Source organism: Halobacillus sp. Nhm2S1 (genome assembly GCF_019599545.1).
Lineage (GTDB): Bacteria > Bacillota > Bacilli > Bacillales > Halobacillaceae > Halobacillus.
Genome location: NZ_JAIEZV010000003.1, coordinates 375915 through 391801, shown reverse-complemented (window position 1 = coordinate 391801; position 15887 = coordinate 375915). Strand labels below are relative to the sequence as shown.

At 43.0% G+C, this 15887-nt stretch carries 17 protein-coding genes; all 17 read left to right on the top strand.

Annotation, left to right across the window (positions count from 1 at the left end):
* Positions 1 to 1140 carry a radical SAM family heme chaperone HemW gene (gene hemW, locus K2225_RS13855; protein ID WP_220585280.1) on the top strand — a complete coding sequence of 380 codons (1140 nt, stop codon included), beginning with the start codon at positions 1 to 3 and terminating at the stop codon, positions 1138 to 1140.
* A gap of 308 nt (positions 1141 to 1448) precedes the next feature.
* On the top strand, positions 1449 to 2471 hold the full coding sequence (hrcA, locus tag K2225_RS13850; RefSeq protein WP_220585279.1) for a heat-inducible transcriptional repressor HrcA: 1023 nt from the start codon (positions 1449 to 1451) through the stop codon (positions 2469 to 2471).
* Between the two features lie 111 nt (positions 2472 to 2582).
* Entirely contained in the window at positions 2583 to 3113 is a 531-nt protein-coding gene (grpE, locus tag K2225_RS13845) for a nucleotide exchange factor GrpE (protein ID WP_220585278.1), read from the top strand.
* 43 nt (positions 3114 to 3156) lie between these two features.
* Positions 3157 to 4989 carry a molecular chaperone DnaK gene (dnaK, locus tag K2225_RS13840; protein ID WP_220585277.1) on the top strand — a complete coding sequence of 611 codons (1833 nt, stop codon included), beginning with the start codon at positions 3157 to 3159 and terminating at the stop codon, positions 4987 to 4989.
* Positions 4990 to 5132: 143 nt separating this feature from the next.
* Positions 5133 to 6263, top strand: coding sequence for a molecular chaperone DnaJ (dnaJ, locus tag K2225_RS13835; RefSeq protein ID WP_220585276.1), 1131 nt, complete (start codon positions 5133 to 5135; stop codon positions 6261 to 6263).
* Between the two features lie 144 nt (positions 6264 to 6407).
* On the top strand, positions 6408 to 7346 hold the full coding sequence (gene prmA, locus K2225_RS13830) for a 50S ribosomal protein L11 methyltransferase (protein WP_220585275.1): 939 nt from the start codon (positions 6408 to 6410) through the stop codon (positions 7344 to 7346).
* 4 nt (positions 7347 to 7350) lie between these two features.
* Positions 7351 to 8100, top strand: a complete 750-nt coding sequence (locus K2225_RS13825; protein WP_220585274.1) for a 16S rRNA (uracil(1498)-N(3))-methyltransferase — start codon at positions 7351 to 7353, stop codon at positions 8098 to 8100.
* Positions 8101 to 8190: 90 nt separating this feature from the next.
* Complete coding sequence (gene deoC, locus K2225_RS13820; protein ID WP_220585273.1) at positions 8191 to 8862, top strand: deoxyribose-phosphate aldolase; 672 nt, start codon at positions 8191 to 8193, stop codon at positions 8860 to 8862.
* Between the two features lie 161 nt (positions 8863 to 9023).
* Positions 9024 to 9593 carry a flavin reductase family protein gene (locus tag K2225_RS13815; RefSeq protein ID WP_220585272.1) on the top strand — a complete coding sequence of 190 codons (570 nt, stop codon included), beginning with the start codon at positions 9024 to 9026 and terminating at the stop codon, positions 9591 to 9593.
* A gap of 94 nt (positions 9594 to 9687) precedes the next feature.
* On the top strand, positions 9688 to 9861 hold the full coding sequence (gene rpsU / locus K2225_RS13810) for a 30S ribosomal protein S21 (protein WP_008638284.1): 174 nt from the start codon (positions 9688 to 9690) through the stop codon (positions 9859 to 9861).
* Positions 9862 to 9881: 20 nt separating this feature from the next.
* Complete coding sequence (locus K2225_RS13805) at positions 9882 to 10328, top strand: GatB/YqeY domain-containing protein (protein WP_146812806.1); 447 nt, start codon at positions 9882 to 9884, stop codon at positions 10326 to 10328.
* A 159-nt stretch (positions 10329 to 10487) separates the two neighbouring features.
* A complete protein-coding gene (locus tag K2225_RS13800) occupies positions 10488 to 11846 on the top strand; it encodes an NfeD family protein (protein WP_220585271.1) in 1359 nt (452 codons plus the stop codon).
* 14 nt (positions 11847 to 11860) lie between these two features.
* Positions 11861 to 12829, top strand: a complete 969-nt coding sequence (gene floA / locus K2225_RS13795) for a flotillin-like protein FloA (protein WP_167356116.1) — start codon at positions 11861 to 11863, stop codon at positions 12827 to 12829.
* A gap of 28 nt (positions 12830 to 12857) precedes the next feature.
* Positions 12858 to 13349, top strand: a complete 492-nt coding sequence (locus K2225_RS13790; protein WP_220585270.1) for a hypothetical protein — start codon at positions 12858 to 12860, stop codon at positions 13347 to 13349.
* Positions 13350 to 13420: 71 nt separating this feature from the next.
* On the top strand, positions 13421 to 13714 hold the full coding sequence (yqfC, locus tag K2225_RS13785) for a sporulation protein YqfC (protein WP_146812809.1): 294 nt from the start codon (positions 13421 to 13423) through the stop codon (positions 13712 to 13714).
* Between the two features lie 4 nt (positions 13715 to 13718).
* Positions 13719 to 14900 (top strand): sporulation protein YqfD, encoded by a 1182-nt coding sequence (gene yqfD, locus K2225_RS13780; RefSeq protein ID WP_220585269.1) that lies wholly within the window; start codon positions 13719 to 13721, stop codon positions 14898 to 14900.
* Positions 14901 to 14902: 2 nt separating this feature from the next.
* Positions 14903 to 15865 carry a PhoH family protein gene (locus K2225_RS13775; RefSeq protein WP_146812811.1) on the top strand — a complete coding sequence of 321 codons (963 nt, stop codon included), beginning with the start codon at positions 14903 to 14905 and terminating at the stop codon, positions 15863 to 15865.
* The last annotated feature ends 22 nt before the right edge of the window (positions 15866 to 15887 follow it).

The window sequence follows — 15887 nt, the reverse complement described above, 5'->3', positions numbered from 1 at the left end:
ATGAAAATCCCATCCGCATATATACACATCCCTTTCTGTCAGCAGATTTGTCACTATTGTGATTTTACGAAGTTTTTCTATAATGAGCGTCTGGCAGACGACTATTTGGAGGCCCTTGAAAAAGAAATTCACACCTATATCCCGGGAGAAAAAGCGGACGTGCGAACCATTTTTGTCGGGGGCGGAACCCCGACAGCCGTGAACCACAAGCAGTTAGAAAAGCTTTTGAAAATGATTGATGATCATTTTGATATTTCTGGCTGTGAAGAGTACACCTTTGAAGCAAACCCGGGAGACTTAGATGTCGAAAAAGTACGTTTGTTGAAGGCGTATGGTGTCGATCGCATATCACTCGGCGTTCAAGTTTTCGATGATGAGATGCTTGAAAAGATTGGCCGTGTCCACAAGGTGAAAGATGTTTATACGAATATCGATCGTCTCGTTCAAGCGGGGTTGACGAATGTGAGCATAGATCTTATGTACGCTCTCCCTGGACAGACGGTGGAAGACTTTGAAAAGACTATTGATGAAGCGATGCAATTCGGTTTGCCGCATTACTCTTCCTATTCTCTGCAAATTGAACCGAAAACCGTGTTTTATCAACGGTATAAAAAGGGTAAGCTCACCAAGGCTAAGGAAGATGATGAGGCAGAAATGTATGAGTTGTTACAGCGTAAATTAGCAGAAGCTGGTGCTGTGCAATATGAGATCAGTAACTTCGCAAAGCCCGGGTTTGAAAGTAAACACAACCTGACATACTGGAATAATGAATATTATTATGGCATCGGAGCGGGTGCCCACGGGTACCTTCCGGGTAAGCGGACGATTAATATCCGCCCTTTGCCTGCCTATGTTAAGAAAGCCACGGAAGATGGGAAGCCTGTTCTTCATGAGGAACCTATAGGCCTTAAAGAGCAGCTGGAGGAAGAAATGTTTCTGGGCTTGCGAAAAACCAGAGGGGTTTCAAAAGAACTCTTCCATCAAAAGTATGGGAAAACACTGGTCGATGTTTTTGGCAATAAGCTGACAGAGCTCAAAGAGCGTTCGTTAATAGCTGAAGACACTGACCATATCCGCCTTACATCCAAGGGACGTATTCTTGGTAATGAAGTTTTCCAAGAGTTTTTATTGGATGAATAATCAAACAAACATTATTCATTATAAATGGTTGCTTTAACATGGTAGGGGGAAGGTGGGCAAGAGGCTTTTGAGAGGCTCCCCTCCTTCATACCTGCCTCTCTAAGTCACGAACTAGATTTCCTATCATCCATACGGCTATAGGGAACGTAAAATCGGTGTTAAAAATGGACATTTTTAAAGAGAGAAGAAGGACCTTGAGGAACGATTAAAAAAAAGAAGTTTATCCGTTGACATCCCTCAACCCTTTTGATAATTTATTATTAGATTTAGCACTCACTTCAAACGAGTGCTAACAGGGGTGATCATCGATGTTAACAGATAGACAATTGCTCATTTTGCAAGTCATTATTGATGATTTCATTCTGACCGCACAACCTGTAGGTTCGCGGTCAATAGCCAAAAAAGATGCTGTAACATTCAGTTCAGCAACGATAAGGAATGAAATGGCTGATTTAGAGGAACTGGGTTTCATTGAAAAAACTCATTCTTCTTCAGGAAGGGTACCTTCTGAAAAAGGGTATCGTTTCTATGTCGACCATCTTCTTTCTCCATTGAGCCTTTCCAGTCAAGAGATTGTGACCATTAGGGAAGCATTCGATGATAAAATGATGGAGTTTGAACGTGTGGTTCAGAAGTCAGCAGGTATTCTCTCCGATTTGACGAACTACACATCCATCGTTCTCGGACCGGAAGTATTTGAAACAAAACTGAAGCAATTGCAGATCGTCCCATTATCTGATCAGTCTGCTATTGCGATTCTAGTTACGGATACCGGTCATGTGGAGCATCGCGCTTTCAACGTTCCTGTTGAAATCAAGGGTGCAGATCTGGAAAAGATGGTTAACATTTTAAACAGCCGGCTCCAAGGAGTCCCGTTGGTAAAATTGCATGAAAAACTCTATTCTGAGATCAATGATCTACTAAAAACACATACAGATCATCACGAAGAAGCTTTCCAATATTTGCGTGCAGCTCTTGTGGATGAGCATCCGACGAAACTGTACATTGGTGGAAAGACAAACATTCTCATGCAACCTGAATTCAGGGACCTTGATAAAGTCAGGTCTTTATATGCTACCATCGAACGGGAAAGTGAGATGGCTGACTTACTGCGGACAGGCAAGGAAGGGATCCAAGTCCGGATAGGACAAGAGAATCCTTATGATGCTATGCAAAACTGCAGTCTGATTACAGCAAGTTATCAGCTTGGGAATGATCAAGTGGGGACGATTGCCCTCTTAGGTCCGACCCGGATGGAGTATAACCGAATGTTTTCATTGATGAACGTCTTATCCAAGCACATGACAGATACTTTCCGCGGTTGGTATTAGGGCGGAACAAAGGAGCAAGTGCTCGAGCGTATCTTATGTCTCATGCTTTTTCAGGATAAGGATTCATGTTATAGTCAGTAACGGTGTAATGGAAAGTAGGAGGTGGAAGTCGTGGAAGAGAACAAGCAAGAGATCATCGATGAAAAAGATGAAACTCAAAATGAGGATTCTGAACAAACGGTAGTAGAAGAGACAGATGAGCTGGAACAGCTTCGTCAGGAAAAAGAAGAAATCAATAATCGACTGCTTCGTTTGCAAGCGGATTATGATAATTTCCGCCGCCGTACTCAAAAAGAGAAAGAGGCGGATAGGAAATATAGATCCCAGAGCCTGGTAGAGGAATTAATACCGGCTTTGGACAACTTTGAAAGAGCTCTGCAAGTGGAAGTGGATGGCGATGCTGCCAAAAACTTCGCAAATGGAATGAAAATGGTCTATGACCAATTCAAAGCAGCTCTGGAAAAAGAAGGCGTCGAAGAAATCCCTGCAAAAGGGGAAGAATTCGATCCTCATATGCATCAGGCGATCATGCAAGTCGAAGACGAAAATTATGAAAGTAATATCGTCGTAGAAGAGTTGCAAAAAGGATATCGCCTGAAAGATCGGGTCATCCGCCCGTCAATGGTAAAAGTGAACCAGTAAAAAATAATCTTATGAACGAGTACGTAAAGGAGGACATTTAACCATGGGTAAAATCATTGGTATTGACTTAGGTACAACAAACTCTTGTGTAGCAGTAATGGAGGGTGGAGAAGCGAAAGTAATTCCTAACCCAGAAGGGAATCGCACGACTCCATCTGCTGTTGCATTCAAGAATGGTGAACGTCAAGTAGGGGAGGTCGCTAAACGTCAGGCGATCACAAACCCGAACACGATTCTTTCGATCAAACGTCACATGGGAACAGATTACAAAGTAGAAGTTGAAGGTAAAGAATACACTCCTCAAGAAGTTTCTGCCATCATTCTTCAGTATATCAAGAGCTATGCAGAAGATTATCTTGGAGAAACAGTAGATAAAGCGATCATCACGGTTCCAGCTTACTTCAACGACGCTGAGCGTCAAGCTACTAAAGATGCTGGTAAAATTGCTGGTCTTGAAGTCGAGCGTATCATCAACGAGCCGACAGCAGCTGCACTTGCATACGGCATTGATAAAGAAGACCAGGATCAAACGATTCTTGTTTATGACCTTGGTGGCGGTACATTTGACGTATCCATTCTTGAAATTGGCGATGGAACATTTGAAGTTATTTCTACAGCCGGTGACAACCGTCTTGGTGGAGATGATTTCGACCAAGTCATTATCGATCACATGGTAGCTGAATTCAAAAAAGAAAACGGCATTGATTTGTCCCAGGATAAAATGGCAAAACAGCGCCTGAAAGACGCGGCTGAGAAAGCGAAGAAAGACCTTTCTGGCGTTGCTCAGACACAAATTTCTCTTCCATTCATCACTGCAGGAGAAGCGGGGCCGCTTCACCTTGAGATGAACTTGACTCGTGCTAAATTTGAAGAGCTTGCATCTGACCTAGTTGAGCGTTCTATGAAACCGACACGTCAAGCTCTTAAAGATGCTAGCATGAGTGCAAGCGACATCCACAAAGTTATTCTTGTAGGTGGATCTACTCGTATCCCAGCTGTACAAGAAGCTATTAAGAAAGAAATCGGCAAAGAACCTTCTAAAGGTGTAAACCCTGATGAAGTTGTAGCCCTTGGTGCCTCCATCCAAGGTGGTGTACTTCAAGGAGACGTGAAGGACGTAGTACTTCTTGACGTTACTCCACTTTCCCTTGGAATTGAAACAATGGGTGGCGTATCAACGAAATTGATCGAGCGTAACACGACAATTCCGACAAGCCACTCTCAAGTGTTCTCAACTGCTGCTGACAACCAGACAGCTGTTGATATCCACGTCTTGCAGGGTGAGCGTGAAATGGCTCAAGATAACAAGACACTTGGCCGTTTCCAGTTGACAGATATTCCACCAGCACCACGCGGTGTGCCTCAAATCGAAGTAAGCTTCGACATTGATGCCAACGGAATTGTTAACGTCCGTGCGAAAGACATGGGTACAAACAAAGAACAATCCATCACGATCAAGTCTTCTTCCGGCCTTTCTGACGAGGAAGTAGAAGAAATGGTTCGTCAGGCGGAAGAAAACGCTGAAGAAGACAAAAAGAAACGTGAAGCGATTGAACTTCGTAACGAAGCGGACCAGCTGATCTTCACAACAGACAAGACCATCAAGGATCTTGGTGAACAAGTAAGTGAAGAAGAAAAACAAAAAGCTGAATCTGCGAAAGAAGAACTTCAGACGGCCCTTGAAGGCGAAGATCTAGAAGCGATTAAAGAGAAAAAAGATGCACTTCAAGAACAAGTGCAAGCTCTTTCTGTGAAGCTTTATGAGCAGGCCCAAGCACAAGCGGAAGCTGCTCAAGGTCAAGAAGGCGGCGGAGCTGACGATGATGTCGTTGATGCGGATTATGAAGAAGTTAACGACGATGAGAACAAGAAGTAAGAAAAGGTAGAAAAAAAGTCAAAGTCAGGTTCTTCTTGACTTTGACTTTTTTCATGAGTAGGCAAACAGGTGATGTTTGCCTGCCTAGATTTTCAATGTTAATATAAACCTTATGTAATAGCGTCCGGGAGAGTGATCGACAAGTGAGTAAACGTGATTATTATGAAGTCCTTGGCGTGTCCAAGGATGCTTCAAAAGACGAAATAAAGAAAGCCTACCGTAAACTGGCGCGTAAGTATCACCCTGACGTCAGTGAGGAAGAAAATGCTTCTGAAAAGTTCAAGGAAGCGAAAGAAGCTTATGAAACATTAAGCGATCAGCAGAAACGTGCCCAATATGATCAATTCGGTCATGCCGGTCCGAACCAGGGCGGCTTTGGCGGTTTCGGTGGAGGCGCAGAAGACTTCGGCGGCTTCGGCGATATTTTCGATATGTTCTTTGGAGGCGGTGGACGACGCCGTGACCCGAACGCACCACGTAAAGGTGCAGACTTGCAATATACGATGACCCTCCAATTCGAAGAGTCTATTTTTGGTAAGTCTACCGATATCGAAATTCCGATGGAGGAAGACTGTGACACGTGTGATGGTTCCGGTGCTAAGCCAGGAACAACACCTGAAACTTGCTCCCACTGTCAAGGCTCAGGACAGGTCAATCAAGAACAGAACACACCGTTCGGCCGCGTGGTCAACCGTCGTGTTTGTCACCACTGCCAGGGCACAGGGAAAATCATTAAAGACAAATGTAACACTTGTGGCGGCGATGGCCGTGTGAAAAAACGCAAGAAAATTCACCTCGATATCCCAGCAGGTATTGATGATGGTCAGCAAATTCGTGTGCAAGGAAAAGGTGAAGAAGGGGTCAATGGAGGTCCAGCTGGAGACTTGTTTGTAGTTATCCGCGTCCAGCCTCATGAATTCTTCCAACGCGAAGGCGATCACATTTTCTGTGAGATTCCTCTTACCTTTGCACAAGCAGCACTTGGCGATGAAATTGAAGTCCCTACCGTACACGGGAATGTGAAGTTAAAAGTGCCTGCAGGAACGCAAACTGGAAAAACATTCCGTCTGAAAGAAAAAGGTGCACCGAACGTCCACGGCCGTGGCCAAGGTGACCAGCATGTGAAGATGAAAGTCATCACTCCTAAGAACTTGACGGAAAGACAGAAAGAATTGCTACGTGAATTTAATGATATTAGTGGTAATGATGCAACAGATGAGCAGCACGGGAACTTTTTCGAACGTATGAAACGTGCGTTTAAAGGAGACAGCTAAAGGTTAAAAGGAAGGTGTCTGTACGATTGGTTGATGGGTAGTTCATGGAATTTCCCGTTCTCTCGTGCAGGCACTTTTTATCTTGAGACTCTGGTTAACTATCCATAAATACTTAGAAAAAATAATGAAGAGGGTGGATCATCAATGAAATGGTCTGAAGTATGTGTCCATACGACAACAGAAGCAATTGAACCGGTATCGAATATTCTCCATGAATCAGGAGCGAGTGGCGTTGTCATCGAAGACCCGTCAGATATGAAAAAAAAGAAGACGAAGCTAGGAGAAATTTATGAATTGAATCCAGACGATTATCCGGCAGAAGGGGTGTATGTAAAAGCCTACCTGCCTATGAACAGTTTTCTTGGTGAAACCGTTGATGGGATTAAAAAAACCGTATCAAATCTGACAGAATTCGGCATTGATATTGGGCATAATCATGTGACGATCAGTGAAATTCAGGAAGAGGATTGGGCAACCGCTTGGAAAAAATATTATAAACCAGTCAAGATCTCAGAAAGAATCACGATCATCCCAACATGGGAAGACTATACGCCGGTGTCCAGTGATGAAATTATTATTGAAATGGACCCTGGCATGGCTTTTGGAACTGGTACGCACCCGACTACAGTTCTTAGTATACAAGCCTTGGAACAGTACCTAGAAAAAGGAGATAAGGTACTCGATGTCGGTGCTGGATCCGGGATTCTAAGTGTAGCTTCTGTCCTTTTAGGTGCCGAACATGCTTATGCTTACGATTTAGATGATGTAGCCGTCTCAAGTACGAAGAACAATGCTGCTTTAAATGGAGTGGAAGATAAGGTCACATCAAAACTCAATGATCTTCTTGAGGGAGTAGACTGGGAAGCTGATTTAATTGTATCGAACATTCTCGCGGAGATTATTGTCAAGTTCACAGATGATGCCTATCGTGTTGTCAAACCTGGAGGATATTTCATCACTTGTGGAATTATTTCTGGACGTAAGGAAATGGTTCGAGAGCAGTTGATTCAATCAGGTTTTGAAATTGTAGAGACAAACATGATGGAAGACTGGGTCAGCATCATCGCTAAAAAACCGGAGTGATTGCATGCAACGCTATTTCGTAGATCAAGAATGTTGGAACAATGATACCCTTTATGTGAGTGGGGAAGACACCCATCATATTGTAAGAGTAATGCGGATGAGGGAAGGGGACAACCTAGTAGCGATCCATCCAGAAAAAGGTCCCGCTTTATGCGAAATCACAAAAGTGGCTCAGGACGATGTTCATTGTATTGTTGTTAAATGGATGGAGGAAGACCGGGAACTTCCTGTCCATGTGACGATCGTAGCGAGTCTTGGAAAAGGAGATAAGCTGGAGCAAATTGTCCAAAAAGGGACAGAACTTGGAGCGTCTGCTTTCATTCCTTATCAAGCTGCTCGCTCCGTTGCCAAATGGGATAATAAAAAAGCAGTCAAGAAAATTGAAAGATTGCAGAAAATATCCAAAGAAGCGAGCGAACAATCCGAACGAACGGTCGTGCCTGAAGTTCAAAGTGTCCATAGTCTTCAACAGCTTTTAGAAATAAAAACGCATTATGACCACTGCTTTTTCGGATATGCGGATGAGGCGAGACATCAAAAATCCGAGTTGTTAAGTGAAGCTTTCAAACCATTGAAACGAGGGGAAACGGTACTAGTTGCTTTTGGGCCGGAAGGTGGATTTTCTGAAAGTGAAGTGGAAAAGCTATCAAATGAAGGATTCAAGTCCATTCGACTAGGACCAAGAATACTACGTATGGAAACCGCGCCCCTCTATTTTCTTTCGAGTCTTTCTTATATGTTGGAAGAATTTTGAATCCACAGAGACAAGCTCGCATTTTAATCGCTTTCATGCTAGAATATAAGAGATGTACGAACAACTTAATTTTGAAAGGACGATTCAAGAATGGAACAAAATTTAGCTAAAATGATTGATCATACACAGCTTAAACCTGATACACCAAAAGATAAAATCACACAAATTTGTGAGGAAGCAAAAGAAAACAACTTTGCTTCTGTTTGTGTTAACCCTCACTGGGTTTCTTACTGTGCAGAACTACTAGATGGTACAGATGTGAAAGTTTGTACAGTCATTGGCTTCCCATTAGGGGCAACAACCAAAGAGACAAAGGCTTTCGAAACAAAGCAAGCGATTGAAAAAGGCGCAACGGAAGTCGATATGGTTATCAACATCGGTGAGTTGAAATCGGGAAATAAAGAACTTGTTCAACAAGATATCGAAGCCGTTGTTCGTGAAGCGGAAGGAAAAGCAATTGTCAAAGTAATCATCGAAACTTCCCTTCTTTCAGAGGATGAAAAAGTAGCAGCATGTGAACTTGCAAAAGCTGCTGGAGCAGATTTTGTGAAAACATCTACAGGCTTCTCTGGTGGAGGAGCAACGGTTGAGGACATCAGCCTAATGCGTAAAACTGTCGGCCCGGATCTGGGTGTGAAAGCTTCTGGCGGAGTGCGCGACTACGAAGGTGCAAAAGCGATGATTGAAGCTGGCGCCACTCGTATTGGTGCAAGCTCCGGAATCGCCATCGTTAACGGCGAACAAGGAACTTCTGACTATTAATAATACTAAAGAAGCCATCCCTATTAAGGGATGGCTTCTTTAGTAAATATTCTCCTTTTTGAAGAGGTCGAGTTATCCAAAGTCTAGAACTATAATGTGAGAACGAATAGGGATTTGACTTTAGGGTGAGGGGAAAGATGGTATAGGAAAGGAGAGACGGGATGAATAGGAAGGATCATGTCAAGATGCATAGTTACCCTGGTATGGTAGCGGTGGTGGGAGTTTTTAACGAAGGAAAGGTTAACTTTATGGCTGCCGGGTGGCACGCTTACTTATCCATGACACCACCCATGTATGGTGTAGCAATAGGAAGAGAAAGACATACATATAAGATGGTAAAACAATCAAAAAGGTTTACGATTAACTTCCTTCCTTTTGAAGAAGCAGGTTTCATCCAATATAGTGGCACTGTTTCAGGGGTTGATGTTGATAAGGACCATACTTACAATCAGTCTTGGACAATGGAACAAGAAGGGTTTCCTCTGATTGAGGATGCCTATCTAGCGTACGAGTGTAAGGTCCACCAAATCGTCAATACAGGTGATCATGACTGGGTAATCGGAGATATTGAAGGGTGCCACTACAAGGAAGAAAATTTTCTTGAAAATGGTTTGCCGAATTTTGAAAAATTGAACATTCCGCTCTACCTCGGGCGTTCAAGTTACATGAGGCTGAATGAAGAGGTACAGATCAGTGAAGTTAAAGAACCTTTATCTTTCAAAAAAAGTTGACCATATGACATGCATATAATATAATTGTCAAAGGTATGGGGGGTTCCCATACAAGAGAAACAGTTTTGTTTGCTTCGGAGGGAGGGAAATTAGCATGTCAAAAACAACTCGCGTTCGTAAAAACGAGTCTCTTGAAGATGCTCTTCGTCGCTTTAAGCGTGATGTATCAAAAAGTGGTACATTAGCGGAATATCGTAAGCGTGAATATTACGATAAGCCTAGCGTACGCCGTAAGAAAAAGTCTGAGGCGGCTAGAAAGCGTAAGTAATTAAAGAGGGTGTTGAAGAGATGACAATTACAGACCGTCTCACCCAGGATATGAAAACAGCCATGAAAGCCCGAGATAAGGAAAGATTATCGACGATCCGCATGGTGAAAGCTTCTATGCAAAATGAAGCCATAAAACTGGGGAAAGACTCATTATCTGAAGAAGAAGAATTGACTGTTTTATCTCGTGAGGTAAAGCAGAGAAATGATTCCCTCCATGAATTCAAAGAAGCTGGACGTGAAGATCTTGTAGAAGGACTCGAACGTGAAATTGAGATTTTACAAGTATATATGCCGAAACAGCTGACAGATGAAGAACTCAAGCAAGTCGTTGATGAGACGATTCAAGAAGTAGGCGCTACTTCTAAGAGTGACATGGGTAAAGTCATGAGTGCCGTCATGCCTAAAGTCAAGGGCAAGGCCGACGGAACCAAGGTCAATAAGCTCGTTCTTCAGCAACTATCGTAAATATAAAGGCCTCTCTTCGTTAAGAGAGGCCTTTTTACATATGCTAAACATCTCTTGGACGTGTTTATGAAAGTATTAAACTTTTTGAAACCAACCATGGTTTTGATTCGTAAACGTATTATATGGTGGGAAGGCTACCTGTAAAGGAGGTGAAAATGAATGAAGCGGTCTTTACGTATAGGTGTTTGGGGAATGCTCCTTGTCTTAGGAAGCGTTTTATCCTTCTTCCATCTACAATCATCGGTTCAAGCAGACGGAGAAGGTCAGACGGTATATGTCATCCCTGTAAAAGATACGGTGGAACGAGGGATGGCTGCTTTTCTTAACCGTACGACAGAAGAAGCTCGCGAGAATGGTGTAGATCATATCATATTTGAAATCGATACACCCGGAGGTCGTGTAGATGCGGCGGGTGATATCGGAGAGATCTTTCAAGATTTGGATGTTCCGAATAGTGCATTTGTAACGAACAGGGCATATTCGGCTGGCTCATACATTGCTTTAAATGCAGATTCGATCTACATGAAGCAGACGGCGACCATGGGTGCTTCCGGTGTTATTAATTCTGATGGAACAGCTGCTGATAAGAAGGCACAGTCTGCCTGGATATCAGCTATGGTAGCCGCGGCTGAGTCTACAGGACGTGATCCATTATATGCACGTGCTATGGCCGATGCATCTGTCGATTTGAAGGATTATGGAGCCCCTGAGGGAGAATTTTTAACATTAGGTGCAGCGGATGCGGAAGAAGTAGGCTATGCTGAAGGAATTGTAGACGACCGTAATGAACTGCTCAGTGTCCTTGGTTTGTCTGATGCAACCGTTATAGAGGAGAACCCTACCCTTTCTGAGAATATTGCCAGATTTTTGACAGATCCCGTTGTTATTCCGATCTTATTATCCATCGCAAGTATTGGTCTCGTTGTGGAATTGTATTCACCAGGCTTTGGCATACCAGGAACAATGGGTGCGCTCTCACTTGTCCTGTTTTTTTATGGTCATATTGTTGCTGGTCTGGCCGGTTATGAAGCAATTATTCTGCTCGTTCTCGGAATTGGATTAGTGATAGCTGAATTCTTTTTACCGGGAGGCATTGCAGGCATAGCGGGGGTAGTTGCCATTGTATCCTCATTGATGCTTTCGTCAGCGGATATGGGACATATGGCTATGAGTATAGGAATTGCTCTATTGGTGACAATTGTTGTATCGATTGTACTATTTAAATTTGTTGGGTTGGAAAGAGGATTTTTTCGACATATCATTTTGAATGATTCCACATCATCGGAAAAAGGATATGTATCCTCACAAAACCGTTTGGACTTAATTGGTATGGAAGGGGAGGCGATCACTCCACTCCGCCCGTCCGGTACAGCTGATTTTAATGGTGAACGGTTGGATGTCGTATCTGAAGGTGGTTTCATTCCTGTTCATCAAACAGTGAAAATTATGAAAACAGAAGGCTCGCGTATTGTCGTGCGCGAGGTTAAAAAAGCAGAACAAGAGGAGGAAACAAATTGACACTTGAACAATTAATGCCAATCATCATTATTGGTATCATCATTATCGTAGTAGCGGTGTTGTTTACATTTATTCCTGTCATGCTATGGATCAGTGCTTTAGCTGCAGGCGTAAAAATAAGTATTTTCACGTTAGTAGGTATGCGATTGAGAAGGGTTATTCCTTCACGTGTAATCAACCCATTGATTAAGGCTCATAAAGCTGGTGTGAATGTAAATACAAACCAATTAGAGAGTCACTACCTGGCAGGGGGTAATGTTGACCGCGTCGTCAACGCTCTTATCGCAGCACAAAGGGCAAACATTGAACTAAGTTTCGAGCGCTGTGCAGCGATTGATCTTGCTGGCCGTGATGTTCTCGAAGCTGTTCAAATGAGTGTTAATCCAAAAGTTATTGAAACTCCATTCATCGCTGGTGTGGCGATGGACGGTATTGAAGTAAAAGCAAAGGCACGTATTACCGTAAGAGCAAATATCGATCGACTTGTAGGTGGTGCTGGTGAAGATACAGTCATAGCTCGTGTTGGTGAAGGAATTGTATCTACGATCGGGTCCAGTGAAAATCATAACAAAGTATTGGAAAATCCAGATAGGATTTCACAGAATGTATTAGGAAAAGGGTTAGATGCTGGAACGGCCTTCGAAATTCTTTCCATTGATATTGCGGACATTGATATCGGCAAGAACATCGGTGCTATTCTGCAAACAGACCAAGCGGAAGCAGATAAGAATATTGCACAGGCGAAAGCGGAAGAACGTCGTGCCATGGCGATTGCTCAAGAGCAAGAGATGCGTGCGCGCGTACAGGAAATGCAGGCCAAAGTGGTCGAAGCGGAAGCCCAAGTCCCTCAAGCGCTTGCCGAGGCTTTGCGTTCCGGTAAGATGGGTGTCATGGATTACATGAACTATCAGAACATCAATGCGGATACGGATATGAGAAACACGCTTGGTAAAATGTCCGATGAAGAGGAAGAAGAAAAATAATCCTTGATCAGCTAAAAGGAGAATTTGTATGGGAGATTTAATCGAGCTCATTTTTAGTAATTTCCTCATTCTCGCTGCTATTATTGGTGGGATTATCAGTTGGTTCAGCGGCATGACGAAAGAAAATGGGAAGAAACAAAATCCGGAAAGGAAAACCTCTCCAATTCCTCCCGCCTACCCTAGTGGTCCTTCTCCAGATTTTCAGGAAACAGAAGCGATGGAGAAGTCTGGGGAAGAAAGGTTGAAGGATTACTACGAGACCAAACAGAAGAAACTTGCAGAAGCGAACACGGCTGGAAATTTAGAAACTCAAGAAGAGGAAGAGGGAATTTACTCCCACCGCTCTGAGTCAAGAAGAAGCAAACAGACCGTTTCTGAACAGTTGAATCAAAATGGTCCACTCATAGAAAAAACAAGGAAGTGGGATAAAAAGCGGTTAGCTGAAGGGATTTTAATGGCTGAAGTACTCGGTCCGCCCCGTGCCCGCAAGCCTCACAGCTCCCACCCACGAAAAAGATAAGCAGAACGCACGAATTGTAGTGATACAATTCGTGCGTTTTTCGTATAAATGAAAAGAGGGGAGGGCGTCGCATGTCAAAATGGCAGCAGCAAATACGGACTTGGATCAGTCGTTACTTTGATTTACCATCTGATGTCATGTTGGATCTTCCTAGAATAACAACGATCGGGTCCATTCATGTGTACATAGAAAATCATACAGGCCTCCTTCATTTTTCTGATGAAGAAGTTCGAATTCAATACAAAAAAGGTCAGGTTCGCATACTGGGAAAAGACCTTGGAGTGAAAATGATGTTAAAGGAAGAATTATTACTGGAAGGTGAACTCAAATCCGTAGAATTTTTGCCGGATTCCAAAGGGGGGTGAGACGATGAAGAACCAGCATGATTTCTTTCAGGGAATCATGACGGTACAGGTAGAGGGACCGTTGATTGAACCTTTTTTACAAGCATGTACGAAACGTGGCTGTCAAATCACCAATATGAGAAGATTGGATGATTCTCTTGTCATTTTAACAATCCGGTTAAAGGATTGGAAAATACTCAGGCAATTGAGGAAGAAATACCGTTGTAAAATATCCATCAAAGGCGGGAAAGGGCTCCCGTTTCTTGTTCAGCATATGATTGGAAGGCTGTCGGTTCTTCTCGCCTTCATCGCGGCGGTTGTAATCATTTTTGTTCTCGCGAATACGTTGTGGTCCATTAAGGTGGACGGCCTATCACCGGAACTTGAAGCAGATGTCGAAAGTAAATTGAATAGTTATGGTGTTTCTCCTGGAAAACTAACGATAGGGATGAAGGATCCCATTGAAATACAACAGCAGTTATTGGAAGATATTCCTGACCTTCTATGGATTGGTGTGAAAAAACAAGGGACGAGCTATCAATTGTATGGGGTGGAGAAAACGAGATACGATACAGAGATGGACACTCGACCTTCAAACCTTGTAGCAGCCAAAAAAGGGATGATTATTGAAACATTTATTAAAAAGGGTCGTCCGATGGTATCCGTCTACGATGTCGTTCAAAAAGGACAAATTCTTGCCACAGGGCAGCTGGTAGAAGATGAGGACCTATTTATACATTCTGAAGGGGAAGTCATCGCAGAAACATGGTACCGTGTCGCTCAAAACCTCCCTATGAAGCAAGTGCTTTCCTTGACCGATGGTTCTGTGGAAAGTGAATATCAATTAAAATTCGGAAAGTTCGCGATTCCTGTTTGGGGATTCTGGCGTGGGGAAGAAGGGGACTTCAGGGAAGAGTCTCATACATCGGACTGGAGGATTTTTGGGTTCCAAATTCCTGTGAACTTGAAGACGGTCGATTATTATTCCATTGACAGGAAATCTTATGAATCATCTCGAAAAAACCTTGAAAAAATCGGGATTTCATCAGCACGGAGCAACCTTCATCAGGAACTCGAACCAGATGCGGAAATAAAGGATGAAAAAGTTTTGCACCTCAGTGAGGAGAATGGTAAAGTAAAATTAATCCTATTGTACAAAGTTTATGAAAATATTGCAGTGACCAAGTATGTAAGTCAAGGAGATTGAGTATGCCAGAAGATTTAAAAACAATGGACATTCAATTAGATAATACAACAGAAGCATTAGCCCTTTTTGGTACAGAAGACCGCAACCTCAAGCAAATTGAGGAACAACTGAAAGTCACTATCATTTCACGTGGAGAACAAGTAAGAGTATCCGGTCAAGCAGAGCATGTACAGCTTGTTGAAGAGATATTAAACAGCGTTCTTGCGATTATTCGTAAAGGTTTGACTGTTACAGAACGAGATGTCGTTTACGCAGTTGAGCTTGCTAAAAAAGGGAAAATTAATCAATTCGAAGCTTTGTTCGAAGATGAAATCACAAAAAATTCAAAAGGAAAATCCATCAGGGTTAAAACCCTTGGTCAAAGAAATTATATCGCAGCGATCAAGAAGAATGATCTTGTCTTTGGTATTGGCCCTGCTGGTACAGGAAAGACTTACCTTGCTGTGATTATGGCGGTCAATGCTTTGAAAAATGGAGATGTGAAGAGAATCATCCTGACTCGTCCGGCAGTGGAAGCAGGTGAAAGTTTAGGTTTTCTTCCAGGAGATCTAAAGGAAAAAGTCGATCCTTATTTAAGGCCGCTTTATGACTCCTTACACGATGTATTTGGAGCAGAGCATACGGCACGTTTGATCGATAGAGGAACGATTGAGATTGCTCCGCTTGCTTATATGAGAGGCCGTACGTTGGATGATGCATTCGCTATTTTGGATGAAGCTCAAAACACGACACCTGAACAAATGAAGATGTTTCTGACTCGTTTAGGATTCGGTTCAAAAATGATTATAACTGGAGATATCACGCAAGTGGATCTTCCTAAAGGCGTGAAGTCCGGTTTGCGAGTCGCCGAGGAGCGGTTAGCTAAAGTGAAAGGGTCTGCCTTTATTCATTTGGATCAATCCGACGTAGTCAGGCACCCACTTGTGCAGCGGATTATTGATGCATATGAAGAGGACAATAAATAAGACCCGGCTTGGGTCTTATTTA